The organism is Streptomyces sp. NPDC032745 (assembly GCF_055579465.1).
In genome coordinates this window covers 196,967-221,795 of sequence record NZ_JBVING010000005.1, presented here as the reverse complement: position 1 = coordinate 221,795, position 24,829 = coordinate 196,967, and the positions used below count along the sequence as shown (strand labels likewise).

The following is a 24,829-nucleotide window of genomic DNA, read 5'->3' as shown; positions in this document are numbered from 1 at the left end:
GGGCGCACCCGGGAGCCTCAGGCGCCGGCCGCGTACGTCCAGAAGTCGCGCATCACGGCGGGCGGGGTCGGGCCGGTCATCTCCCGCTGGGTGAGCAGGACGGAGACGGCGCCGGTGGCCGGGGTGATGTGGGCCGCGGTCCCGGTGCCGCCGACCCAGCCGTACCGCCCCGGCACGTTCCACGGATCGCGGAGCGTGACGTCCACCGAGCCGCCGAACCCCCAGCCCTGCCCCTCCAGGAACAGTTCGCCGCCGGACCGCTGGGCGGGGGTCAGCCAGTCGGTGGTCATCTGCCGCACCGACCCGGCCGACAGGAGCCGGCCCCGGTCCCCGTCCAGCGCCCCCTGCGCGAGCATCATCCGGCCGAACGCGTACAAGTCGTCGGCGGTCCCGACCAGGCCGCCGGTGCCGGAGGGGAAGGCCGGGACGCTGCTCCACTGCCCGTGGGGGGCGTCGACCAGTTCGAGGCCGCCGTCGCCCCCGCGGTAGTAGCTCGTGAACCGGCCCATGTCCGCGGGCAGGACGGCGAACCCGGTGTCCGCCATCCCCAGCGGCTCGAAGATCCGCTCGGCCAGGAACTCGGGCAGGGCCTGCCCCGACACCCGGGCGATCAGCACGCCCAGGATGTCCGAGCAGGTGTTGTACAGCCAGGCCTCGCCCGGCTGGTACAGCAGGGGAATGTGCGACAGCGTCTTCATCCAGGCATCCGGCCCCGCGATGCGCTGCGGCTGCGGCGGCCCCTGCTTCAGCTCGCTGAACAGCAGGCCGACCGCAGGCAGCGAGAAGTCGGACGGGAACCCGTACCCGGCGCGGGACGTGAGCAGGTCGAGCACGGTGATCGGGCGGGCCGCGGGCACCACGTCGTCGACCGGGCTCGCGGGCGTACGGACGACGACGCGCGAGGCCAGCTCCGGCAGCCACGGCTCGACCGGGTCCTCCAGCGCGAACCGGCCCTCCTCGACCAGCATCATGACCGCCGCGGCCGTGACCTGTTTGGTGAGCGAGGCGATACGGAAGACCGAATCCCGGACCATCGGAGCCGTGCCCTCGATGTCGGCCGAGCCGACGGCCTCGACCTCCACCCGGTCGCCACGGGCCACCAGGCCCACCGCCCCGGGCAGAGATCCGCTGCTCACGTGCCGTTCCAGGATGTCGCGCAGGCCGGTCATCACTCCACCTCTCCCGATGCCTCTCCCGATGCCTCTTCCGATGCGGGGGCCTGCCGAACGGGCCGGCCCCCGCAGACAAAGACTCCCGCAGCGGGGTGGATTCATCGGCCGGACGCGCGGCGCACGACAGGGCGAATGCGCTCGAGGCGGCACGGAGGCGGGGTGGTCAACCGCCGCCCCGGCCTCGCGCCTGGCCCTGGTACGGCCGGCGCAGACCGGATACGACCCGGTCCGCCGGGTGTGCGAGGGCCGCCCCGGGGGAGGGATACGGATACGGGAAGGACGAAACATGACGACGCACGCCCACGGCGCAGAGGTGCACGAGACGAAGGCCCACGGCGCAGGGGCCCACGGCACCGAGCCGCCCGGCACCGAGGCGCCCGGCTCCGAGGCGCCCGGCTCCGAGGCGCCCGGCTCCGAGGCGCCCGGCTCCGAGGCGCCCGGCTCCGAGGCGCCCGGCCCCGAGGCGCCCGGCCCCGAGGCGCCCGGCCCCGAGGCGCCCGGCATCGAGGCGCCCGGCACCGAGGCACCGAGGGGCTCCGACCGGGAGACCCCGCCCCCGCCCGCCCCCGCCGCGGGCGGTGAGCCGGCCTGCCTGCTCCACCTGGTCTGCCCCGACTGCGGACGGCTCGCCTCCGAACGAGGAGCCCGGACCTGCTCCCGCTGCGGCGGCCCGCTCCCGGACCCCGGCCCCTGACGGCTCCGCGCCCGTCCCGGATATCCGCTGGCCCGGGCACGGTGCGCCGACCTAGGGTTCCGCCCATGACGATCATGGGCTCCGACGCCGTAGACCGATCCGTGTCCCTCACCGCACAGGCGCTCCGACGGGTGGCGCACCTCGACTGGTCCGCCCCGGCCGCCGACCTCGAGTGGAGCTGTTACGACACCGCCGTCCACGTGGCGAGCGATTTCACCGGGTACGCCACCCAGCTGACCGGGCGCTCGACCAGCGGATACGCCCCCTTCGACATCAGCGCGGACCCCGGCACCACCCCCACCGGCCTGATCCAGGTCATCGAGGCCACCGGGGGCCTGCTGTCCGCCGCCGTGGCCGTGACCGACCCCGGGGTCCGGGCCTGGCACCCGTACGGCATGGCGGGCCCCGACGGCTTCGCGGCGATGGGCGTCGTCGAGACGCTGCTGCACACCCACGACATCCTCGTCGGCCTCGGCGTCCACGACTGGGAGCCCGACGCCGACCTCTGCGAACAGGTCCTCGACCGGCTCTTCCCGCAGGCTCCGCGCGGCATCGCCGCTCCCTGGCCCACCCTCCTGTGGGTGACCGGCCGGGCCGGACTCCCGGGCCTGCCCCGCCGCCGGGCCTGGCGCTGGTACGCCGAACCCATCGCCACGGAGCGCGTCGTGCTCTGCGAGATCTCCCCGCTCGTCGCCGGCGATCTCCACGACGGCGGCACCGGCGGCTTCGCCTGGGCCGAGGACGGCCCCGGCGACGGCACCCGGGGCGCCGCCGGGATGGTGGCCAAGGCGAAGGAAGAGGGAACGTTCCGCCCGGGGTGGAGTGCGTACGCCATCGTCCGTGCGCAGGACCGGCGCGCGATCGGCGGGATCGGCTTCCACGGCGCCCCCGACGCCGAGGGGAACGCTGAGGTCGGCTACGACCTCGTACCGTCGGCCCGCGGCAACGGGTACGCCACCGAGGCGTTGAAGGGCCTGGCCGGCTGGGCCTTCAGCCAGCCCGGTGTGACCGCGCTGCACGCCCGGGTCGACGCGGACAACGCCCCCTCCCACGGGGTGGTCGTCCGGGCAGGGTTCGAGCGGACCGGCTCCACCGAGGAAGGCGAAGCCCGCTACACCCTGCGGACCACCGCAGTCCAGTAGCCGCAGTTGCGCCGGTCGGTGTCACCGCCGCTCCGGCCGTCCTGGGCGATAGCCTCGGAGGCGGACGCCCGACACCGGCTCGGAAGGCAGGCCCCGATGGCGAGTTCAACCAATCCACCGAGTTCACCTGGCGCGCCGAGTTCTCCGAGTGCGGCGGGTTCTTCGAGTTCCCCGCCGTCCTCCGCCTCCGCCCGTTCCCAGGTGCCGGTGATCGACCTCGGGCCGTGGCGGTCCGGCGAGCCCGGGGCCCGGGAGCGGATCGCCGCCCGCGTCGACGAGGCCCTCCAGGCCGCCGGGTTCCTGCTGATCACCGGGCACGGCGTGGACCCGGAGCTGCCCGCGCGGATCCGGGAGGCCGCCAAGGAGTTCTTCCGGCTGCCGGCGAAGGCGAAGGAGCCGTACGCGGTCGCGGTCGGCGGCCGCGGCTGGCTCGGCCCGGGCGCCGAGGCCAACAGCTACGCGGAGGGGGCGGCCTCGCCGCCCGACCTCAAGGAGTCCTGGTCCTGCGCGGCGGACGAGCCCACCGGGGACCCGTCCGTGGACGCCGAGTGGTTCCGCCCGAACGCCTGGCCGGCCGAGGTGCCCGCGCTGCAGCCGCTGGCCGTCGAGTACATCGCCCGGATGCGGGCCCTGTCCGACGAGCTGCTGGAGCTCCTCGCCACCGCACTCGGCCTCGCCGCCGACCATTTCACCCGCCACACCGGCCACCCCACCTGGGGGTTCAACCTCAACTGGTACCCGGGCACCGAGGTGCTCGGCGAACCCCTGCCCGGCCAGTTCCGCATCGGCGCGCACACGGACTTCGGGACGGTCACGGTCCTCGACCGCGAGCCGGGCTCGGGCGGGCTCCAGATCCACACCGACGCCGACGGCTGGCAGGACGCCCCGTACGACCCGGCCGCGCTGACGGTGAACATCGGCGACCTGATGGCCCGCTGGACCGGGGACCGCTGGCGCGCGGGCCGCCACCGGGTGCTGCCGCCGCCCGCCGACGCACCGGCCGAGGAGCTCGTCTCGCTGGTCTACTTCTACGAATGCGACCCGCACACCCGGGTCGAGTCCCTCCCCGCACCGGTCGGCCGGGTGGTGCACGACCCCGTGGACTCCCACACGTACCTGCGGGGCAAGCTGGACGCGATCACCGTGTCCTGACGACTCCTACCGGAGGGGGAGGCGGCGCCCTCCGGTAGGGGGAGGCCCCGTCCTCCTGCGAGGTGACGATCAAGCAGGGGCGTCCGCATAGGTTCGGCGTCATGAATCGACGCCGAACCGCTGCATCCCTCGCCTTACTCGCCCTCCTCCTGCCACTGCCGCTCGCCGCCGCGGGCACGGCCGCGGCCGCCGAGCCGGCGACCGCGTCGGCCGCCGCGGACACCCGTGTGGTGCTGCCGGAACTCCCGCGCCCCACCGGGAAGTTCGCGGTCGGCCAGGAGACGCTGCACCTGGTGGACCGCAGCCGCACCGACCCCTGGGCGGGGTCCGGCCCGCGCGAGCTGATGGTGACCATGCGCTACCCGGCCCACCGCGGCACCGGCGGTCCGGTCCGCCCCTGGCTCACGCACGAGGAGGCCCGGCCGAGACCTCCGGGACGGCCTTCCCCGGCGGGCGTGTCCTGACCTGCCTGGCCTGCGGGAAGGCCGACAGCGAGGCGGGCGCCAAGCAGGTCACCGACAACCGCGCCCGAGACGTGTCCTTCCTGCTGGACCGGCTCACCGGCCGCCACCCGGCCTGGCGCAACGCCGGCCTGATCGACCAGAGCCGGATCGCGATGGCCGGGCACTCCATCGGCGGCTCGGCGGCGGTCGCCGCCATGGCGACCGACCCGCGGATCCGAGCCGGGATCGACATGGACGGCGGGGTGTTCTCGCCCGTGCCTGCGGACGGGCTCGGCGGCCGGCCCTTCATGCTGCTCGGCGCGCTGGCTTCCCGCCCGGGCCAGACAGGAACCGGAGAGGCGGCCTGGGACCCCAACTGGAAGCGGCTCGACGGCTGGAAGCGCTGGATCACCCTCGACGACTCGAACCACTTCACCTTCACGGACTGGCCGACCATGAGCGACCAGCTGGGGCTGCCCCCGCTGTCGCCGCTGCCCGGTGCCCGTTCGGCCGACCTGACCCGGCGCTACGTCGGCGCCTTCTTCGACCTGCACCTGAAGGGCGTGCCGCAGCCGCTGCTCGACGGCCCGGGCCCCGAGGCGCCGGAGGTCCGCTTCCACAATCCGTGACCCGGGCCACGGGGGGTGCTGACCGGGTGCGTGCCGCCCGCCCGGGCCGACCCGATTACCGCTGGTCGGCGGTGTTCGGCAGGATGGGGGCATGACCGAGATCCGTACCCCCCGACTCCTCCTCCGCCGCTGGACCGACGACGACCTCGTCCCCCTGTCGGAGATCAACGCCGACCCGGACGTGATGCGCTGGATCGGCGACGGCTCCACCCTCGACCTGGAGCAGACCGCCGAGGAGATCGAGCGCTGGGAGGACGAGTGGGACGAGGAGGGCTTCGGCCTCTTCGCCGTCGAACTGCTGGCTTCCGGGGAGCTGATCGGGGCGGTCGGCCTCTCCGTGGCGCAGTCCCCGGCGGAGGCGCGGGACTTCGTGGCGGTCAGCTGGCGGCTCGGCCGGCAGTACTGGGGCCAGGGCTACGCCTCCGAGGCCGCGCAGGCCACCCTGGAGTTCGCCCTCCAGGACCGCGGCCTCGACCGGGTGATCGCGGTGAACCGGTCGGGCCACGAGGAGTCCGAGAACGTGATCCGCAAGCTAGGCATGGTGCTGGACCTCGACACGACGGACCCGGAGCACGGCCACCTGCTCCAGCTCCACAGCATCGACCTGTCGGAGTACGAGGGCTGACCAGCGGCTCCGTCCCCGGCCCGGGGCCCGGGTCAGGCTGGGGCCGTGCCCGGGGCCTCGGCCGCGTGGCCCGCGCGGACCGCGGCGAGCGTGGCGGCGTGGACGGCGGCCGGGTCGCCGTGGTGGGGGACCGGGCTTCCGGTCAGGGTGTACCACTCCTCCGCGTCCGTGTACTGGATCTCGATCCGGACCCGGCCGCCCGCCACCGCCGTCGTCCGCACGGTCAGCGGGCCCGTGATGACACCGACCTCGTCGGTCATCGCCCCGCCGGGCCCGGCCAGGACCCCGTCGTACCACTGCTGCCGTCCGGTCATGCCGCGCAGCTGTCCAGCATCGCCCCGAGCATCTTCTTCTCCGCTTCCGTCACGGTCAGGCCGTACGTCGATTTCACGGTGGTCCAGGCCCGCCCGTACTGGCACCAGCTCGACTTGTCCGGCGGCTGCCACAGGTCCGGGCTCTGGTCGCCCTTCGACCGGTTCGTGGCCGCGGTCACCGACAGCAGCTGAGGGTGGGTCAGGTCGTTCGCGAAGGCCTTGCGCTGCGCGGCGTCCCAGCCGGCCGCACCCGAACGCCAGCCCTCGGCGAGCGGCACGATGTGGTCGATGTCCATCTTCGACGCCTCGGTGACCACCATCCCGTCGTACAGGCTCTTCCAGGTGCCGGAGACCGCCTTGCACTCGGAGTCCTGGGTGACGTCCTTGCCGTCGCGCTTGAGGACGACCTCGCGGGTGTCGCACTTGTTGCCCTGCTCGGCCCAGTGCGTGAACTTGGCCCGGCTGTAGCCGGCCATGGTGCCGGGCGGCGCGACCTTCAGCGCGGCGAGCTGGGTCCGGGCCACCTGGACGGTGACCATGCCGGGCAGCACGTCCCCGGCGGCCGGTTTGGCATCGCCCGCCCCCGGCGCGGACGGCGACGTGCCCGCCGAGGCCGGCGGCGCCGAGGGCTTCGCGTCCTTGCCCGTCGTGCCGGTTCCCGAGCACCCGGCCACGGCCAGCAGCACCGACGCCGCCAGGACCGCACCGCGTACACGTATCTGACGTCCCATGAACCCCACCCCGAGCCGGCTCCGCACCCTGTCCGGGAAAGACTACCCAGAACCGGACATTCAACCGGCAGCGCCCACGCCGACGTCGAGCAGGGCCCCCTCGTGGGGCGTTGTCAGTGGCTCTCGCTAGTCTCCCCGCATACCGCAGCTCAGGGGGTCTTTTGCCCCTGGTCGACGCTGCGCGCATCCGGATCGGGCAGGCGGAGGGGCACGTACTGATGGCATGGCTGGCGGCGGGCGAGGGGTACGAGATCGCCCTGGTGGAAGGGAAGGTGGCGGCGCGGTCCGCCACCGGCCGCACGGCGGGACGGCAGTTGAAGACGCTGCCCAAGGCACTGCGCGACCACCCCGAGGTGGACCGGCTGCGCCGGCTCGCCGAATGGCTGGACCGGCACGAGGCCGCCTGCATCGCCCAGGTGGACACCTGGATGGTGTCCTCGCTGCCCGTGCCGACGGCGCTGCTCGCGCAGGTCTGGCCGGACGAGGCCTGGCAGAACGCGCTGCGCGACATGGCCGTCGTCGGCGAGGACCCGGACGAGGTGGGCTTCCTGCGGGACGCCACCGCCTCCGGCGAGCTGAAGGTGGTCAACCTCGACGGCGAGACCGTACGGCTCTCCCCGCGCACGGTGACGCTGCCGCACCCGGTGCTGCTGCCCGACCTGGACGACGTACGGGACTTCGCGGCCGAACTCGGCATCGTCCAGCGCGTCGAGCAGATCCACCGGCCGACGTGGCAGAAGCCGGAGGGGCTGGCGGCCACCGCCACCGAGGTACGGGACTACGCGGGCGGGGTCTTCGCGAGCAGGTTCGGCCTGGCCGCCCGGGCGACGGGCCTCGGCTACCGGGTCTCCGGCGGCTACGCGACCTGCAAGGTCCGCGACACGGGCGGGGGTACGGAAGCGGCGGTCTGGATCGGCGAGCCGTACTACGAGGACGAGACGAGCACCGGCGCCCTGAGCTGGCACGACGAGAACGGCCGGGCGGTGCGCCTGACGGAGGTCGGACCGGTCGCCTGGTCCGAGGGAATGCGGATGGCCGCGGCGCTGTACGCCGGGCGCAAGATCGAAGAGGGCGGGGACGCGCGATGAGCACCACCACCGGCACCACCAAGGCAACCGACACCGCGGCCGACGCCGAACTGCTGCTCAAGGCGGGCGCCGTGCTGCCGAGCGGCACCGGGGGCGCAGGACCCTCCGCCGTCGACCTGACCGCGCGCACCTACCGCCACCCCGCCCTCGCAGACGACCGCGTCGTCGTCCGGCTGGCCGCCGCCGAACTCGGTCCGGCCGAGGACCTGGCCGCCGGGTTCCTGGGACTCGTACTCGACGCGGGCGAGCCGCCCGTGGTCGGTCTCGGCCAGCGCCAGGCCCTCGGCTTCCCCGAATGGGTCCTCGTGCACCACCCGGAGGACGGCCACCACGCCCTCGCCGTCGTCCCCGAACTCGACCGGCTCGCCCGCCAGGCCAAGACCAAGCCCAAGGCCGCCCTCGACGCCTGCCACGAACTGGCCGGCCGGCTCGCCGCCGCCGTCCCGCACTTCCTGCCCGTCTTCTACGAGCAGGCCGCCCGCGTCTTCCTCGCCGTCGAGAACACCACCTACGCCGCCCAGCTGTTCGGCCGCGCCCGGACCAGCGAGGCCCAGCACGGCCTCGCCGTCGACGAGGACCGCCTCGACGGCGTGTTCCTCGAATTCGCCCTGGTCGGCGCCCTCCCGGTGAAGGTGCTCACCGGCTACGCCAAGGAACTGTCCGGCCGCGTCAGCCCCGCCGAGGCCCACGAGCGCTTCCGCCGCCTGTGCGTACGCCGCACCGCGGGCGGACTGCCGCCCTCCGCACAGGCCGCGACCGAGCTGCGCCGCCTCGCCCGGGCCGCCGGCCTGACCGGCACCGAGGCCGAGCAGGACTACCTCGCCGAGCTGCTGCCGCTGCCCGCGACCCTGCGCGCCGCGTTCGGCTGGTGGAAGGCCCACCGCACGGCCCTGGTCGCGCTCGCCCGCCGGGTGCCGGCCGTACGGGGCACCCTGCTCGGTCTGATGCCGCCCGGCGGCGACGGCGAACTCTCCGCCCTCTGGCTGGGCCTGCTCGAGGAATCCGGCGCCACCGCCGGCCTGATCGCGGACGAACTGCCCGCCGAGCAGCGCTGCTCCGACGGCGCCGCCGGCTGGCTCGAACGCTTCCACGCCGCCCGCCACACCGGCTGGGGCTCGCGCCCCACGCTGCCCGCCCTGCTCGACCTCGTCACCCGGGCCGCCGACCGGCTGCGCACCGAGCTCGCCGAACCCGGCCGCGAAGCAGGCCTGAAGGTGGGCGTCGAGGACGCCGACCTGCTGGACCTGCTGCTCTCCCTGGACATCCCGGTCACCGACCCCGAGACCGACTCCAGGTCCCACCGGCGCCACGACCAGCTGAACCTGACCGACTGGGCCGGCTCCGACGGGCGCCGGGACCTCCTCGCCATCGCCGCCGACCCGCGCTTCCGCCCCGCCTTCCGGCGCGCCGCGTACGGCCTCGGCGGTGACGCCGACTCGGTGAACGTCATGCGGCTGCTCGCCGCCTCGCCCGGCGGCCGCCCCATGCTCACCGAGTGGATGCGCGATGTGGCCGGTGCCTCCACCGCCGCCGGTCTGCCCGGCCTGCCCGAGGCCATCCGCCGGCTGACCTGGCTGCCCGCAGAGGCCCTCGAACTCGCCCGCGAGGAGGTGGCCGCCGCGGCCGCCGCCGACCTCGGCGAGACCCTCGCCCGTACCCTGCGCGCCGGCCTCTTCGAGGAACTGTCCTGGCCCGCCTGGGAGTCCGCGATCGCCGAGCTGAAGCCCGCCCAGGGCGGGAACGCGCTGACGGTCGTCGAGGCCTGGCCGTACCTGATCGTCGCCAACTCCACCCAGGTCCGCGTCATCGACGCCGACTCCACCGTTCTCACCCACGACCTGCGCGCGCCGAGCGGCAACTCGCACCGGTACGGATTCCACTACGTCGACGGCGAACTGCTCGTCTTCTGGTCCTCCCACTGGGGCGGCGGGGGCATCGAGGGCTACTGGCACACCGCGCCCGGCACCGTGTTCACCCTGGACCACTCCGGCAACCACTGGAACCTGCGCTCCGACGACATCAGCCTGCCCCTGCCCGGCGGCGGCCGCACCACCGGCGGCGGCGTCCTGCACGCGGGAGACACCAGGCTGCCGAGCGAGCAGCCCCTGCTGCACGACGGGACCTCGTACTGGCTGTGGCAGCGCCGCGACCAGGACAACGACGGCGGCTGGCGCGAGTACGACCCCTCGGACGGCGCCCTCGGGCGGCTCTCGCAGCCCGGCTTCCTCGCCGACGCCCTGCGCGCGCACCCCGCAGACGCCACCGTGCCCGCCCACTCCGCCTGGCTGCGGCCCGCGCCCACGGTCGAGGGCTCGGTCCTCGGCGCACCCGTGGACGGCCTGCTCGGCTGGCGCACCGTACGCCTCCCCGGCCGGGGATGGGAGGGCTGCGACACCGGCGGACGCACCGTCAGCGTGCCCGAGGGCGGCGAGATGCCCGTCGCCGCGCTCGCCTTCCCCGGCGACGAGCGGCCCCGCGCCCTGACGCACCGCTGGCGCGAGCTGAGCATCAGCGACCCGGACGGGGTGGTCACCGCCCAGTCGCGTAGCGACTACCGCAACGCCGCCTTCGCCACCGGCAGCGTGGACCTCCCGCCGCTGGCCTTCTGGTACGCGCTGCGCCCGCGCGACCCCGAAGCCTCGGCCGCCCTGCGCGCGGCGGACCGGGCCACGATCGGCGCCCTGCTCGAGGCGGCCGCCGCGGCCGAGGCGGTCACCGACCTGCCCGAGGTGGTGAGCGCCGCGCTGCCGCAGGTCACCGCCCCGAAGCTGGTCGGCGGCATCATCGAGGTCCTCCGCTTCGCCCTCGTCCAGCAGAAGTCGCTGGACGAGGTCGCCGCCCGGCTGGACCCCGACACCGGTGCCGTGGCCGATCGGCGGCCGGCAGGCCCCACCGACGAACTGATCGCCGACGCGCTGCACGGGCTCGTCGGCACCGGGTACTACCGCTGGGGCGCCCAGACCGACGCCGCCCACCGCTACCTGCGCGGGCTGGCCGACGCGGCCGCCGACACCGGCGCCGAGGCGGTCCCCGGCCGACTCCACTTCGACCTGCCCGCACTGCCGTACTCGGCCCTCCCGTTCACGCGGCTGCTGGACGAGCCGGCCGCCGTCGCGTACCGCGCCGTCGCCGTCGGGACCACCGACGAGCAGCGGGCCGCGCTGTGCACCGTGCTCGGCCAGGTGGACGAGCTCGGGCTGGCCTCGGCCGAGGGCTCCGCCGACCGCTGGCGCCGGGTCCTGGTCCACCTCGACCAGCGCCATCTGCGCACTCCCGACGGCGTCGAGCGGAACATCTCATACCGCAGCCTGCTCCCGCTCGGCGGCGGATCCGTCCTCGGCTTCAGCGAGCACTACGCATCGGTCCCCGACGGATGCGAGTTCGGGGCGCTGCTGTACGACCCCGCCGGCTGCTTCGCCGTGCCCGGCCCCTACGCCGTGCGCGGCGAGGCCCCGCTCGGTGACCGGGAGCGCGGCCCCGGCTGGCTGACGGCCTTCCTCGCCGAGGCCGCCGACCGCGGCCAAGCGCCGTTCTTCCCCGAGGCCGCCGACGAGTTCGCCCGCCTCACCGGCGTGTCCGGCACCCTGGCGCGGCTGCTGCTGGCCGGCCTTCCGAACATCGACAGCTACGAGCACCACTTCCTTCCGGCCGACCTTCGCACCGCCCTGGGCGTCAAGGCGGCCGACGCGAAGCACGCCCGTACCGAGCTCAAGGCCCTCGACGCAGAGGTCCGGCGTGCGGTCGTCGCCGCGCTGCTGCCCGCCGACCCGGCACGGCTGTGGACCGACGGCCCTGACGTCGCCGCCGCCGCGCAGGAGTGGAACCGGCGCGTGGGCCGCCGCACTCCAGTGCCCGAATGGCTGCTCGCCGAGGCCACTCGCACCGTGAGGAGCACCTGGACCACGCACCGGGCCCTGCCCGCGATTCTCGGGGCCGAGACGTCCCGGCCGCTCGGCGTCGACGTCGCCTGGGAGGTCAAGGGCGACCACGTCGAACCCCGCGAACCGGCCACCGAGCCCTTCACCTCGGCCGTCCTGACCGGTGCGCTCGCCATGGCGGCCTGGATGGCCCACCGGCTGCCCGCCGGAGACCCCCTGCGCTCCGCCCTGCCGCCCGCACTCACGGCCGTACGACAGCGGCTCGCGGCGCCCGAGCTGCTGCTCGAAGTCGGGTACTACACCAGCCTTCCCGACTTCCGGAAGGCGGCGGGCACGCCGACCGAGACGGGCGAGGGCTACGAGCGGTACGGCGCGGTGGTCATGGCCACCCAGGACGACCGGCCCAAGCCCGCACTGCGGACGGCCCTGCTCGACTCCACCGGCTCCGACCCGTACCTGCCGGCGCTGCGCGGCGACGACCAGCAGCCGTCGTCGGCGGAGACGGCGCTGCGGGCCGCCCACGATCCGCGCTTCGCCGCACTCCTCGCCGACCCGGGCGCCCCGGCGGCCGGGACCGGCGCCGTCGACAAGGACGGCACGTGGTGGCCGCAGGACCCGAGCCGCTCGGTGCCCGAGCTGGTGGCGGAGGTCTGCGAGGCCCACGGCCTGGGCGCGGACGCGGCCGCCGTGTACCTGGCGCTGCTCGCCATGCCCGACCCCACCGACCGCAACGTGGCCCGCTGGACGGGCTGGAAGCCGGCCCGGCTGAAGGCCGCCCGCGCCGAACTGGCCGCCACCGAGCTGGTGGTGACGGCCTCCCGGACCCGGGCGGGGCGCTCGCTGTTCCTGCCCGGCGGCTGGGCGGAGATGTCCTCGCCGGTGCTGCCGGTGGAGCAGTGGAAGCTCCCGATGTACGGGCTGGCCCCCGGCGGGCGGCCGGTGCTGGGCGTGCTGGTCCCGGACGAGCCGGCCGCGGACCTCTACCGGCGGGCCTGGCAGCGGGTCCGCGAGGGCGACGTACCGCGCTTCGAGGCGCTGAAGGTCAAGCGCACCCGCACGCGCCGCCGCTGACGGCCGACCGGTGAGCCGGCCGGGCGGCGGCGCAGTGCGCCGCCCGGCCCCCGCGCACACATCCCACTGACTCCGCACATACCCCGAAGGGCACGACACACCTCATGACCGTGACCGAGACAGCCGCCCCGGCCGCCACCCGACAGGCCCTGCCCGCCGAGGAGCGGTACGCCGCCGAACTCGCTTTCCTCGCCGCCCAGGACGCCGGCCCCCGCCCGCCCGGCTGGGCGCTCACCCCGCGCGCCGTCGTCACCTTCGTGTGCGGCAGCGAGGGCGTGGAACTGGCCCTGCCGGGACGCCGCCGCGCCGGGCTCCCGGCCAAGCTGGCCATCGCCCCGAAGTTCGTCGGCGAACGGGCCCTGGTGGAGCGCTGCGTCGTCACCCTCGCCGGCGAACGCGGCCTGCTCCTCACCGGCGAGCCCGGCACCGCGAAGTCGATGCTCTCCGAGCTGCTGGCCGCCGCCGTCTGCGGTACCAGTGCGCTGACCGTGCAGGGCACCGCCGGCACGACGGAGGACGCCTTCCGCTACGGCTGGAACTACGCCCTCCTGCTCGCCCAGGGCCCCACCTCCCAGGCGCTCGTCGACTCGCCGGTGCTCTCCGCGATGCGGACCGGGCGGGTGGTACGCGTCGAGGAGATCACCCGCTGCCTGCCGGAGGTGCAGGACGCGCTGGTGTCGATCCTGTCCGACCGGCGGGTTAGCGTGCCCGAACTGACCGCCACCGAGGACGCGGTGGTCTCCGCGGCCCCCGGGTTCACGGTCATCGCCACCGCCAACCTGCGGGACCGCGGGGTCTCCGAGATGTCCGCCGCCCTCAAGCGGCGCTTCAACTTCGAGACGGTCGCGCCGATCGCGGACGCGGACGCCGAAGCCACGCTGATCCGGCGCCAGGCGGTGGCCGCGGTGCAGCGGGCGGGCGCGGCGTTCGCCGTGGACGACGCGGTCCTGGACGCGCTGGTCACGGTCTTCCGGGACCTGCGCTCCGGGCGCTCGGCGGAGGGCTGGGACGTGGAACGCCCCGGTACGGTCATGTCCACCGCCGAGGCCGTCCAGGTGGCTGCCTCGCTGGGCGTCGCCGCGGCGTACCTGCCGGGCGGTGACGTACTGGACCTGCTGCCGGGCCACCTGCTCGGCGTAGTACGCAAGGACGACCCGGCCGACCACGGCCGCCTGCTGGGCTACTGGGACGGCCCCGTCCGCCGCCGCGCGGAAGACGGCTCGGCGATGTGGCGCCGCCTCTGGGACCTCCGCGGAAACCTCCGATGACGGCGCCGATGCCGGGCGCCCGGCCCGGGGAGTCCGCCGTCCCCGCCGACTCGGGCACGGGGGCCACCGCAGATGCCGACCCGCGGGACGCCGTGGGCGCGCTCGCCGCGTCCCGTGCGCCGTACCTGCTGGGTGTGCGCCACCACAGCCCCGCGCTGGCGGCGGTGGTCCCGGCGCTGCTGGACGCCTCGGAGGCGGAGGTGGTGTGCGTCGAGCTGCCGACCGACTTCCAGCCGTGGCTGGAGCACTTGGCGGACCCGGAGACCACGGCCCCCGTCGCCCTGGCCGGCACGGGCCGGGACGGCGGGCTGGCGTTCTACCCGTTCGCGGACTTCTCCCCGGAGCTGGCCGCGATCCGCTGGGCGCGTGCGCGCGGCGCGGAGGTCCGCTGCTGCGACCTCCCCCTGACCGATCCCGGCTGGACCCTGCGCCCCCGGGACCCGGACGCGTCCGAGGAGCCGGCGCACGGCCGCCGGCGGTTGTTCGCGGACGCGCTGACCGCGTCCGGTACCGGCCGCGACGGTGACGACCTGTGGGACCGGGCCGTGGAGGTGCTGGCCCCCGGTTGCACCCCGGAAGCCGTCCGGCGGGCCGCCCTCGGCGTCGGCTGGGCCCTGCGCCAGGACGGCCCCGTCCCCGCGACCGACCTGGCCCGCGAGGCCCACATGCGCAGCGTCATCGACGCCGCCGCCTCGGGGGGCCGGAAGGTCGCCGCCCTGATCGGCGCCTTCCACGCCCCGGCCCTGCTGGTCGCCGACCCGGCCCCGGAGGGTGACGCGGGCGCCCCGGAGCCGGCTGCAGCCGCCGCGGACGCAGCTTCGGCGGCCGTCGACGCAGACCGGCCGGACGCCGGGGCGGACGCCGCCGGCACGGGCCGGACGCCGGGCAGGGAACCCGCGGCCGCCGCAGCGTCGGACCATGCTCCCGGGACGGGGAACAGTGCCACGGCAGCGGACGAGGTGCCGGTACCCGGTCCCCGGACAGGCGCCGCTTCCGCGCGCGGGGGGCAGGCCGTCGTCAGCCCTCCCGCGGCGGGCTCGGTGCTCGACTCGGCCGCGGCCGTCCGTGGAGCGGCCGCCGGGTCGGCCCTCGTGCCCGGGGCGGATGCGGGCGAGGGGGCCGTCACCTCGTTCGTGCCGTACTCCTTCGATCTGCTCGACTCCCGCTCCGGGTACCCCGCCGGGATCCGGGATCCGCTCTGGCAGCAGGCCGTGCTCGAGGCCGGTGGGCATCCGGAGCGGCTGCGGGACGCCGCCTCCGTCGCCGTCACCGGCATCTGCCGCGAGCTGCGCCGTGCCGGGCACACCGCCGGGACCGGCGAGGCCGCCGAGACGCTGCGGCTCGCCTGCGACCTGGCCGTCCTGCGCGGGCTCCCCGCCCCCGGCCGCGGCGAACTCCTCGAGGCCGTCACCACCGTGCTCGGCCAGGGCGAACCCCTGGGCCGGGGCCGGGCGCTGGCCCGCGCACTGGAGGCCGTTTTCGTCGGCACCGCCCGTGGCCGGATCACCCCGCACGCCCCGCGCTCCGGACTCGGCCCCTCCGTCGAGGCCGAGCTGGCGGAGCTGCGGCTGCCGGGCCCCGGGGAGCCCGCCTCCCGCGAGGTCCGCCTCGACCCGCTCCGCTCCCCGCTCGACCGGCGCCGCGAGGTCCTGCTCCAGCGACTGGCCGTCTGCGGGGCCTCGTACGGGGAGCCCCTCGACGTGGCCGCGACCGGCGACGGCACCGCCCTCGGCACCAAGTGGCGGCTGACCTGGACGCCTTCCGTCCCGGCCCGCCTCGACCTGGCCGGCGTCCGTGGCGTCACCGCCGCCCAGGCCGCCGCCGGGACGCTGCGCGACACCGCCCGCCGGGCCGCCGCCGACGGCGGTCCGACCCCGGCCCAGATCCTCGGCGGGCTGGCCGCCGCCGCGCGGTGCGATCTGCCGGAACTGGTCGACGTACGGCTGGACGAGGCTGCCGAGGTCCTTCCGCAGACCGCGACCCTGCCCGAACTCCTCGAGTCGCTGGATCTCCTGGAGGGGCTCGCCCGCGGGCACTTCCCCGGTACCTCCGACGGCTCCCGCACCGCCGCGGCCGCGCTCACCGGCCGGCTGCTCGAAGCCGCCGTACGGTCCCTGCCCGGCCTCGCCGGCAGCGAGGACCACGCCGACGCGCGCGCCCTCGTGGCCCTCGCCGACCGGGCCGCCACCCTGCACCTGGGCCTGCGGATGGACACCGCTCTGGCGGAACTGACCGCCACCGCATCCCCGTTGATGCAGGGCGCGGCACTGGCCGTACGGGTCCTCCTCGATCTCGATCCGGCCGCCGGTCTCGGCGACCGGGCCGCCGGATGGATCGACGGCGCCGCCGCCCCCGACGGCCGGCGCGCCCTGGCCCGCCGCCTCGGCGGCGTCCTGGCCGCCGCCGGACCACTGCTCGACTCCTCCGCGGCCGCCCTGACCCCGGTCCTCGACCGGATCGACGGCCTCGCCGACCAGGAGTTCCTGGACCGGCTCCCGGCCCTGCGCGGCGGCTTCGACGTACTGGCCCCGGCCGCCCGCGACCGGCTGCTGGACACCGTCACCGAGCGCCTCGGCGACCGCCTCGACCTGTCCCTCGACGCGCCGCCCGCCCTGCTCGCCCTCTGGGCCGCCGCCGACGCCGCCGGCGCCGCGGCCCTCAAGGCCCTTCCGCTGCCGGCCGGGGACACCCCGGCTCCCGAACCCGGCCCCGATCCGCAGGTGCCCGTACCGCCCGTACCCGCACCCCTGCGCGCAGAGCACCGGCTGGCCCCCGCCGACCGCTGGCGCCTGCTGCTCGGCCGCCAGCGCGACCGGCTCCCCGCGGGCGCCCGCCGCTACGCCCACGCCCTCGACGAGCTGTACGGCAACGGCCGCGGCGAAGGCGCCGGCGACCTCGAAGGCGGCCGGGGCCACGGCGGCAACGGCGGCGGACAGGAGCCCTCGTTCCCCACGGCCCGCGAATGGTCGCAGGAGCTCGAAGCGCTCTTCGGCGCCGACGTACGCGAGGAGGTGCTCGCCGACGCGGCCGACGCGGGCCGCAGCGACGTGCTGAGCCAGCTCGACCCGGCGGCCGTCCGCCCTTCCGTGGAACTGCTCGGCTCGGTCCTGTCGCTGGCCGGCGGCATGCCCGAAGCCCAACTCGCCCGGCTGCGCCCCCTGGTGAGGCGACTGGTCGACGAGCTGGCCAAGGAGCTCGCCACCCGGCTGCGCCCGGCGCTGTCCGGCCTGGCCACCCCGCGCCCCACCCGCCGCCCCGGCGGCAGGCTCGACCTGGCCCGGACCCTGCGGGCCAACCTCGCGCACACCCGCCGCCTCGGCGACGGCCGGGTGGTCGTCGTCCCGGAACGGCCCGTGTTCAGCACCCGGGCCAGCCGCGAGGCCGACTGGCGGCTGATCCTCGTGGTCGACGTCTCCGGCTCCATGGAGGCCTCGGTCATCTGGTCGGCGCTCACCGCCGCCGTCCTCGGCGGTGTACCGACCCTGTCCACCCACTTCCTGGCCTTCTCCACCCAGGTCGTGGACCTCACCGACCGCGTCGAGGACCCGCTCTCGCTGCTCCTGGAGGTCCGCGTCGGCGGCGGTACGCACATCGCAGCGGGTCTGGCCCACGCACGGTCCCTGATCACCGTGCCGAGCCGCACCCTCGTCGTCGTGGTCAGTGACTTCGAGGAGGGCGGGCCGATCGGCGGACTCCTCGGGGAGGTCCGCGCGCTGGCCGCGTCCGGAGCCCATCTGCTGGGCTGCGCCGCGCTCGACGACGCCGGAGCCCCCCGGTACTCGGTCCCCGTCGCCCGGCAGCTCGTCGCGGCCGGCATGCCGGTGGCCGCCCTCAGCCCGCTCGCCCTCGCCCGCTGGGTGGGCGACCGCCTCCGTGGAGAACCCCGTTGAGTACCGAGACGAGCACTGAGTTGAGTACCGAGCCGAGTGCCGAGTCGCACACCGACCGCCTCCTGCCGCCCGTCGCCCCCGAAGTCCTCGCCGAAGCCGTCGAGAACCTCACCGCCCGGCTGCGCAAGAAACTCGACGCCGCCATCGAGGGCTGTGCCGCCGGCGCCGCCCGGGCGGATGACGGGAGCGTCACCGTCCGCTTCGGCGAGGACGCCCTGGTCACCCTGCGGCCGGGCCCCGCCGGTACGGTCACCGCGGCCGAACAGGCGGTCTGCACCTGCCTGCTGGCGCCGCGCTGCCTGCACCGGGCCGCGGTGCTCGGCGCGGCGCCGCTCGCAGATGCGGGGCAACTGCCGCCGCCGGAGCCCGATCCCGAGCTCGGCTCGGAGCCGGGTTCTGCTGCCGCTGCCGCTGCCGTTCCCGGAGCGGCGGCCGAAACCGCCCCGGGGCTTGCGGCCGTTGCCCCGCCGAGCACGCCCGAACCCGTCCCGGCCGCCCTCACCGCCGCCCAGCTCGGCGCCGCCGCCGCTCTCTGGCAGGCCGCCGCCGAGGCTCTCGCGGCCGGCGTCACGGCCGGCGGCGCCGTGGTCCAGGCCGAGCTGCTGCGGGCCGCCCACACCGCGCGCCTCGCCGGGCTGCCCCGGGCCGAGGCCGCCACCCTGCGCGTCGTACGGGGCCTGCGCGCCGCCCGGGAGCGCAACGGCGCCCACCGGCTCGGCGACCTCACCGGAGCCTTCCGCGAACTCCTGCACACCGCCGGACTGCTGGCCTCCGGCACGGCCGACCCGGCGCTCACCGCCGCCGTACGGCGTGCCTACCAGCCGGGCGGCAGCCTGCGGGTGTACGGCCTGTGCCGGGAGCCGGTCCTCTCGGCCACCGGCTACGGGGGAGTGGTCACCCACCTGCTCGCCCCCGACGGCGCCCGCTACTCGGTCTCCGACGTCCGCCCCGGCGGCCTCGCCCGTGCCCGCGGCGCCGGCTCCGCCTCCGTGGCTCTCGGCGGAGCCGCCCTCGACCACGCGGGCCTCGCGCGCGGGGGGCTCCGTATCGCCGGGGCCACGGTCTCCGCCGACGGCCGCCTCGGGGCCGGACGCGGGGTCCGGGCGACCCCGCTGCGAGGAGTCCCGTGGACCGAGGAGCCGGCCGCCGCGCTCTTCGCCCGCCCGGCGGCCGAGGCCGTGGCCGCCCGGCTCGCCGACCGGGACACCGACCCGGACGGAGCCGCACCCGCCCTCCTCGGCTGCGAGGTCACCGTCGTCGGGGCGGCCGGCGAGGACCTCCTGGTCCGCGAGGTACGAGCGGACGCGCCCCTGCTGCGGCTGCGCGCCGCCCACCCCCACCCGGAACTCCCGCACACGGCCAACCTGCGCCGCATCGCCGCCCATCCGGGGCTGGTGCTCCGCGTCCTGGGCCGGCCCGACCTGGACCGCGCCGCCACCCTGCGGCCGCTCGCCGTCGGGCCGGTGCCCGGCGCGGAGTACACCCTGCGCCTGCCCGAGGAGTGGCTGGGCCGCGCCGACCTCGGCTACGACCTGCTCCAGGGCAGCCACTTCCCGCCCGGGACGGCCGCGGCCCCCGTCCCCGCTGCCGCTGAGGGCCCGGACCTGCTGGCCGACTCACCGCTGTGGCGGGTACGCCGACTGCTGGAAACCGGGGTCGCGGGCGGCCGACGCGCCGTCGCCGAGGCGGCACGCACCGCCGAGCCGCTCACCTCGTACGGGCCGCTGCGCCGGGCCGGCTTCACCGCGGCGGCGGAGCTCGCCACGGCCCTCGCCGCGGAGGCGGACCGCCGCCCCCGCGACTCCTTCGGCCGCCTGACGGACCCCTCACCCGACGCCTACGCCTGGGCCTGGCTCGCCGCATCCACCCACCTGGCCGCGGCGGAACGCTCCCTGGTCGCCGCGTCCTGGGCCTGAGTGGCCTCGGCTCCGCAGGGACCGGGGCCGGTGCAGCCCTTCGCCGCCCCGGTCCCTGCTCACGGTCCGGTGTGGGCCGGCCCGCGCAGCCATGCGGCGAGTGCGGCGAAGTCCGCGGGCCCGAGGCCGAAGCGGGGGTCCACGCGGTGGAGCAGGGACCGGCCCGGGTGGTGTGCGGTCACCCAGGTCCGGTCGGCGTCGGTGATCTCGTCGTCGACCCAGGCGAACGGGCGGCCGGCGGCGCAGTCGACGAGGGCGCGGGTCTTCCAGTGGATCCGCTCCTGGCGGCCCTCCTCCTGGTACGGGTCCGGCCACGCCACCACCGGCAGATCCGGCAGTCCGATCCGCGGCGCGACCCATTCGTTCGCGTCGTCCATCCAGGTCGTGGCCCACACCAGTTCGCACGGCAGCGCCAGCAGGCGGGGTCCGAGCGCGGGATCGAGCCTGACGAGGAGGGGGTTCGCGTCGGGCCGCGTCCCGTAGGCCGGATAGCCGTCCGGCATCTCGTCAGGTGTGGCCCCGAACGGGATGAGCGGTCCGTCGACGTCGAGGAAGAGGAGAGGGCGCTGCCCGGGGCCGTTCATGGCGGCACGATAGCCGCCCCCGGACGGGGAACCGCGGGCGGCGTGATGCCCTCTCCATGGGCAAAGGGGGACGACCATGACGAGGACAGCTGTGTCCATGGCCGGGAGAGCGGCGGTGGCGGGGCTCCTGTGCGCCGCGCTCGCGGCCTGTGGAACGAGGCATGCCGGGGAGGCCGCCGCGCCGCCCGCGCCGGCGAAGGAGACCTGCGGCCTCGACCGGACGACGGGCGGCGGCACGGGTCTGCCGGATCCGCCGACGGAGGAGCAAGGCGGCGGCTATGCCGGTCCGCCGACGGACCAGGAGACGGGTGGCTACGCCGGGCCCCCGACCGATCAGGAGACGGGTGGCTACGCCGGGCCGCCCACCGATCAGGAGACGGGCAGTCCCGCCGGTCCGCCCACGGACCAGGAGACCGACGGGTATGCGGGGCCGCCCACCGATCAGGACACCGGGGCGCCGAATCCGCCCACCGACGGGGACATCACCAACGGCGCCGGCCCCTGCGGCGGTGCGGGCTGGTTCGACATGACCCGGGACTTCAACGCCTACTACGCCGAGCGGCGCACCAGAGCAGACCTCTTCCTGCCCGAACAAGCCGTCAGGGAGGCCCGGGTCCGCAAGGGGCGGGACGCCGGCGAGGCGCTCGTGACCTTCACGACCGGATCCGTCGGCAAGGGCCTCGCCGAGGACGGCCGCCGGGTGGCGCAGATGTTCGTGTCATGGCGGCGGCAGGTGTACGGGGACCACGGCACGGTGTCCGTCCGGACGCCGGACGCGTACGTCGTCACCGCCGAGCCCTGGTGAGGCGGCGTCAGGGCCACTGCACGTCCCAGAACGCGCAGTGGTGCTCCGCAGGCCCGTCCACCACGTGGATCCCGCCCGGCCCCGGCGCGAACGACAGTACGGATCCGGTGGAGCCGAACCGCGGCCATGCGGCGGGCGGCCTGCCCGTGCGGGCGAACGCCGTCCAGTCGCCGGTCATCCGCTCCGACAGCTCACGCTGCGGCGCGGTCAGGGCGGCGTCCATCGTGAACAGGTAGGGCAGTTCGAAGCCGTGCGAAGCACCGTACGGGAAGCCCGGCACCTCCGGCAGCCCGGTGAAATTCGGGGCGTCCCGGTCGCTGAACCTGTACACGTACGTCGGCACGTGCCGGGCCACCGCCCTGCCGTCCCGCAGCGCCGGGCAGGTGAACGAGGCGTCGGACAGTACGGCGGCCCAGGCCAGCGCCGGCGACGGGTACGCCGTCACCGGGTACTGCGCCTCGACGGCCGGGACGGCAGCCGCGCCGAACGACTGCTCCACCCGGGCCCGGTAGGCACCCGCGTCGGGGATGGGGAACGCCGCCAGGCCCTGCGCCAGGAAGATCCGCATCTCGTCGCGGGTGGCGCCCTCGATCACCGGCACCCGGTGGAAGCGGCCGGCCTCCAGGGCCCGCCGGGGTTCCTCGGGCAGCAGGCGGTTGCCGTAGGAGACGAGCGAGAACCGCATCATCAGCTCCGGGGTCGCGAGCGTCGCCGCGTCCCTCCCGCGCAGGCAGTCCAGTACGGCGCCCGGCTCCGGCCGGTCACAGCCGAGCCCGGCAGCCGCCGACACCCCGTCCGCGACGGTGCGCTGCTCGGGCACGAAGGGCTCGTACCGGCCCAGGGTGGGCAGCAGCGAGCGGGGCGGCATGGTGGTGGAGCAGGAGCCGCTCTGCAGGATCACCCGCTGGAACAGGCCTCCCGAGGCCGGTGAGGTGAGGTGCGCGCAGACGCTGAGGCCGCCCGCAGATTCGCCGAACAGCGTCACGTCGGACGGGTCGCCGCCGAAACGCGCGGCGTTGGCCCGCACCCAGCGCAGCGCCGCCTGCTGGTCGGCGACGGCGAAGTCGGGGGCACCGCCGAGCGCCGGATGCCCGAAGAGGCCGAAGATTCCGAGCCGGTAGTTGACCGTGACGACCACCGCATCGCCCTGGACGGCGAGCCGCTCGGACGGGTAAAGGTCCCCGGCCCCGTTGACGAAGCCGCCGCCGTGGAACCACACCATGACGGGCCGCCGCTGCCCGCCCGGGTGCGATGCGTTCGGCGAGGTGACATTGAGGTACAGGCAGTCCTCGGAGCCGCTCGGCCCGCCCGGTCCCACCGGTGGCAGCTGTACGCAGCGCGCCCCCGGGGCCCCGGCGTCGCGTACGCCCGTCCAGCGCGCCGCGGGCTGTGGGAGCCGCCAGCGCAGCGGCCCGGTCGGCGGAGCCGCGAACGGGATCCCCTCGAAGGTGCGGTACGCGCCGTGCGCCGTGCCGCGGACCGGACCCCGGTCGGTGTCCACCACGGGTCGGTCCGTGGCGGGCGCGCCCGCCACGGCGGACGCCGGTGCGGCGCCGGCGGCGAGCAGGAGGAAGGCGCACCACACGGCGCTCCACACGGCGCTCCAACGCCGTGGGCAACGGGCACGGGACACGGGCGACCGCCTTTCGTCTCTGCCATGCATTCCCCGCCGCCGACGGGAAATCCGGTCAACGCGCAGGATGTACGGGGGCGTTCGGCTCCGGACGCTACCGCCGCTGCAGCGCGCCCCGTACGTAGGCCGCCTGGCCGGCGTGCTGGAGGTCATCGGCGATGACGCTGACCAGCCGCACCCCCAGGGTGACCGGCGGGTCCCAGCGCTCGTCGACCACGCGCTCCAGGTCGGCGGCGGCGAGTCCGCGGATGAACGCGGTGCTCTGCTCGTGGACGGCGTCGTAGTACCCCAGCAGCAGTTCGCCCGACTCGACCACGACCTTCCCGGCCTGCGTCGCGGTGTGCCCGAAGCCGGTGGCCTCGGCGGGCATGGGCAGGGCGAAGCGGGTGAACCAGTCCTGTGCCGTCCAGACCTGCTCCCGGCCCGCCGCGTCCGCCACGTGATCGTCCTGCACCCGGGCCAGATGCCACACCAGCCAGGTGATCGAGTTCGCCTTCGGGTCGATCCGCGCGTTCAACTCCTCGGCGGAGAGCCCCTCGACCGCGTCGTGCACGACCTCCCGGATGCGCCCGTACGCATCCGCCAGTACCTCCGTAGCCTTCATCCAACGTCCCCAGACGTGTTTGCGAAACCACCGATATGACGTGACGTACGGCATCGGCCGGTGCCCGTGGCCACCGGCCGATGTGTGAGGCGACGCGGGGCTACATGGGATCCATGCCCCGGTCGTCGATCTTGCCTTCCTTCTCGCTCTGTTCCTGGAGTCGGCGGGCCTTCTCCTGGAGCCTTCGGCGCTCTTCCGGATCGGTGGAGCGTTCCGCCGCCTTGCTCAGCTCCTGTGCCTTCTCGCGCAGTTGCCGGACCCGGCCTTGGGTTTCGCCAGCGCTCATGATCACTCCTCGGGTGTGGGGGGTAAGGAGGCCGGATTCAGCGAACCAGCAGCGCCGCGCGGGCGCATCTCGAACCGGCTGCACCGGTGACCGCGGGGAGGCCGGCTCCCCCGTTTGCCCGCCCCGAATGGCGCAGCGGAGCGGGGTCCCGCTGAATGTGACTGAGCGTGCGCTTCTCATGGCGCACGTTGACCGGCGTGCGATGCGTGGACCCGCGCGTCGGCGAACGGGGAGGCCGCAGAGCCCGTTCCGGCCGTCCGGTCCGCGCACCCCGCCTCGGCGGCGCGGACCGGACGGCCCGCCCGCCGCACGGATCCCGCCGGGCCGCGCCCGGCCGCACCGCAGGCGCGGTACGAACAGCGGAACGAGCCGCTCTACGAGGAAACGTGGACGAGCCCTACGACGACGAGCCGTACGAGTCCGTCGAGCAGTACCGGCGGCGGCCGTACGGGCACACCGCGAACGGCAGCCCGGCCGCCCCCGCCCGGTCCGGGGCGCTGCGCCACGTGCTGCGCCGGCCGGTGGCCGCCCACCGCTGGTCTGCGGCGTCCTGCACCTGCCGGGCGGCGACCTGACGGCCCTGTCGTCCCGGACCCCGACCGCCCTCCTTCCCCTCCTCGCCACCGTGCTACGCCTGGGGCCGGGCGCCCTGCCGGCGGTGCGCGACACCGCCGCCGTGTGGCGGGCCGGTGCGGCGAGCGCCTCCCCGGCCTGGGCGGGGGTCGCGGCGGTGCTCTGCGCTGCGGGCGCCGCCGGCCTGGCCGGCCTGGCGCTCTTGAACCGGTCGCCGCAGGCCCGGGCGGGCGCCGGCGGCTGACCGCGCGACGGGGGCGGGGGGGGGGGGGGGGGGGGGGGGAGGGAGGGGGTGGGGGGGGGGGGGGGGGGAAGGCGGAGGAGGGGAAAA

21 protein-coding genes and 1 pseudogene are annotated in these 24,829 nt (G+C 75.8%); 15 read left to right on the top strand and 7 right to left on the bottom strand.

Annotation, left to right across the window (positions count from 1 at the left end):
- Positions 1-17: 17 nt before the first annotated feature.
- Entirely contained in the window at positions 18-1,169 is a 1,152-nt protein-coding gene (locus ACZ5WG_RS15045) for a serine hydrolase domain-containing protein (RefSeq protein WP_468723297.1), read from the bottom strand.
- Between the two features lie 135 nt (positions 1,170-1,304).
- Here ACZ5WG_RS15045 and ACZ5WG_RS15040 point away from each other — a divergent pair.
- From ACZ5WG_RS15040 to ACZ5WG_RS15010, 7 genes and pseudogenes are all read left to right on the top strand, one after another.
- A pseudogene (locus ACZ5WG_RS15040) lies at positions 1,305-1,586 on the top strand (hypothetical protein); the annotation flags it as partial.
- Complete coding sequence (locus ACZ5WG_RS15035) at positions 1,486-1,866, top strand: hypothetical protein (RefSeq protein ID WP_468723913.1); 381 nt, start codon at positions 1,486-1,488, stop codon at positions 1,864-1,866. The pseudogene ACZ5WG_RS15040 and the gene ACZ5WG_RS15035, both read left to right, overlap by 101 nt.
- Positions 1,867-1,931: 65 nt before the next feature.
- Positions 1,932-3,008 carry a GNAT family N-acetyltransferase gene (locus ACZ5WG_RS15030; RefSeq protein ID WP_468723296.1) on the top strand — a complete coding sequence of 359 codons (1,077 nt, stop codon included), beginning with the start codon at positions 1,932-1,934 and terminating at the stop codon, positions 3,006-3,008.
- A 207-nt stretch (positions 3,009-3,215) separates the two neighbouring features.
- Entirely contained in the window at positions 3,216-4,160 is a 945-nt protein-coding gene (locus tag ACZ5WG_RS15025) for an isopenicillin N synthase family dioxygenase (RefSeq protein ID WP_468723294.1), read from the top strand.
- A gap of 101 nt (positions 4,161-4,261) precedes the next feature.
- Positions 4,262-4,624 (top strand): hypothetical protein, encoded by a 363-nt coding sequence (locus ACZ5WG_RS15020; RefSeq protein ID WP_468723293.1) that lies wholly within the window; start codon positions 4,262-4,264, stop codon positions 4,622-4,624.
- A 71-nt stretch (positions 4,625-4,695) separates the two neighbouring features.
- Positions 4,696-5,232 carry an alpha/beta hydrolase gene (locus ACZ5WG_RS15015; RefSeq protein WP_468723291.1) on the top strand — a complete coding sequence of 179 codons (537 nt, stop codon included), beginning with the start codon at positions 4,696-4,698 and terminating at the stop codon, positions 5,230-5,232.
- A 91-nt stretch (positions 5,233-5,323) separates the two neighbouring features.
- Positions 5,324-5,857 (top strand): GNAT family N-acetyltransferase, encoded by a 534-nt coding sequence (locus ACZ5WG_RS15010; protein WP_468723290.1) that lies wholly within the window; start codon positions 5,324-5,326, stop codon positions 5,855-5,857.
- A gap of 32 nt (positions 5,858-5,889) precedes the next feature.
- Here the strand turns inward: ACZ5WG_RS15010 and ACZ5WG_RS15005 are convergent, their stop codons facing one another.
- A complete protein-coding gene (locus ACZ5WG_RS15005; RefSeq protein WP_468723289.1) occupies positions 5,890-6,171 on the bottom strand; it encodes a hypothetical protein in 282 nt (93 codons plus the stop codon).
- On the bottom strand, positions 6,168-6,902 hold the full coding sequence (locus ACZ5WG_RS15000) for an HNH endonuclease family protein (RefSeq protein WP_468723288.1): 735 nt from the start codon (positions 6,900-6,902) through the stop codon (positions 6,168-6,170). The genes ACZ5WG_RS15005 and ACZ5WG_RS15000 overlap by 4 nt, the downstream gene beginning before the upstream one ends.
- 218 nt (positions 6,903-7,120) lie before the next feature.
- Here ACZ5WG_RS15000 and ACZ5WG_RS14995 point away from each other — a divergent pair, with 218 nt between their 5' ends.
- The 5 genes from ACZ5WG_RS14995 (at position 7,121) to ACZ5WG_RS14975 (ending at position 20,013) form a co-directional block, all read left to right on the top strand.
- Positions 7,121-7,990: a DUF4132 domain-containing protein gene (locus tag ACZ5WG_RS14995; protein WP_468723911.1), complete on the top strand. Its 870-nt coding sequence runs from the start codon at positions 7,121-7,123 to the stop codon at positions 7,988-7,990.
- Positions 7,987-12,939 (top strand): DNA-binding protein, encoded by a 4,953-nt coding sequence (locus ACZ5WG_RS14990; RefSeq protein ID WP_468723287.1) that lies wholly within the window; start codon positions 7,987-7,989, stop codon positions 12,937-12,939. Before ACZ5WG_RS14995 ends, ACZ5WG_RS14990 begins: the two co-directional genes overlap by 4 nt.
- A 104-nt stretch (positions 12,940-13,043) precedes the next feature.
- Positions 13,044-14,207 carry an ATP-binding protein gene (locus ACZ5WG_RS14985; protein WP_468723286.1) on the top strand — a complete coding sequence of 388 codons (1,164 nt, stop codon included), beginning with the start codon at positions 13,044-13,046 and terminating at the stop codon, positions 14,205-14,207.
- Positions 14,208-14,215: 8 nt separating this feature from the next.
- Entirely contained in the window at positions 14,216-18,097 is a 3,882-nt protein-coding gene (locus ACZ5WG_RS14980; RefSeq protein ID WP_468723909.1) for a vWA domain-containing protein, read from the top strand.
- Between the two features lie 20 nt (positions 18,098-18,117).
- Positions 18,118-20,013, top strand: a complete 1,896-nt coding sequence (locus ACZ5WG_RS14975; protein ID WP_468723284.1) for a hypothetical protein — start codon at positions 18,118-18,120, stop codon at positions 20,011-20,013.
- A 59-nt stretch (positions 20,014-20,072) separates the two neighbouring features.
- On the opposite strand, the gene ACZ5WG_RS14970 is transcribed toward ACZ5WG_RS14975, so the two are convergent.
- Positions 20,073-20,597 carry an HAD domain-containing protein gene (locus tag ACZ5WG_RS14970; protein WP_468723282.1) on the bottom strand — a complete coding sequence of 175 codons (525 nt, stop codon included), beginning with the start codon at positions 20,595-20,597 and terminating at the stop codon, positions 20,073-20,075.
- A 76-nt stretch (positions 20,598-20,673) separates the two neighbouring features.
- Here ACZ5WG_RS14970 and ACZ5WG_RS14965 point away from each other — a divergent pair, with 76 nt between their 5' ends.
- Positions 20,674-21,402 carry a hypothetical protein gene (locus tag ACZ5WG_RS14965; RefSeq protein ID WP_468723280.1) on the top strand — a complete coding sequence of 243 codons (729 nt, stop codon included), beginning with the start codon at positions 20,674-20,676 and terminating at the stop codon, positions 21,400-21,402.
- A gap of 7 nt (positions 21,403-21,409) precedes the next feature.
- Here the strand turns inward: ACZ5WG_RS14965 and ACZ5WG_RS14960 are convergent, their stop codons facing one another.
- The 3 genes from ACZ5WG_RS14960 to ACZ5WG_RS14950 all read right to left on the bottom strand — a co-directional run bounded on the left by ACZ5WG_RS14960 (position 21,410) and on the right by ACZ5WG_RS14950 (position 23,928).
- The gene (locus ACZ5WG_RS14960) at positions 21,410-22,999 is read right to left on the bottom strand and encodes a carboxylesterase/lipase family protein (protein ID WP_468723278.1); all 1,590 of its coding nucleotides are present in this window, start codon (positions 22,997-22,999) and stop codon (positions 21,410-21,412) included.
- Positions 23,000-23,129: 130 nt separating this feature from the next.
- The gene (locus ACZ5WG_RS14955) at positions 23,130-23,639 is read right to left on the bottom strand and encodes a mycothiol transferase (RefSeq protein ID WP_468723277.1); all 510 of its coding nucleotides are present in this window, start codon (positions 23,637-23,639) and stop codon (positions 23,130-23,132) included.
- Positions 23,640-23,739: 100 nt separating this feature from the next.
- Entirely contained in the window at positions 23,740-23,928 is a 189-nt protein-coding gene (locus ACZ5WG_RS14950; protein ID WP_383513136.1) for a DUF6381 family protein, read from the bottom strand.
- Positions 23,929-24,311: 383 nt separating this feature from the next.
- Between ACZ5WG_RS14950 and ACZ5WG_RS14945 the strand changes: the two genes are divergently transcribed.
- The gene (locus tag ACZ5WG_RS14945; protein WP_468723275.1) at positions 24,312-24,500 is read left to right on the top strand and encodes a hypothetical protein; all 189 of its coding nucleotides are present in this window, start codon (positions 24,312-24,314) and stop codon (positions 24,498-24,500) included.
- A gap of 50 nt (positions 24,501-24,550) precedes the next feature.
- Positions 24,551-24,742 carry a hypothetical protein gene (locus ACZ5WG_RS14940; RefSeq protein ID WP_468723274.1) on the top strand — a complete coding sequence of 64 codons (192 nt, stop codon included), beginning with the start codon at positions 24,551-24,553 and terminating at the stop codon, positions 24,740-24,742.
- Positions 24,743-24,829 lie beyond the last annotated feature (87 nt).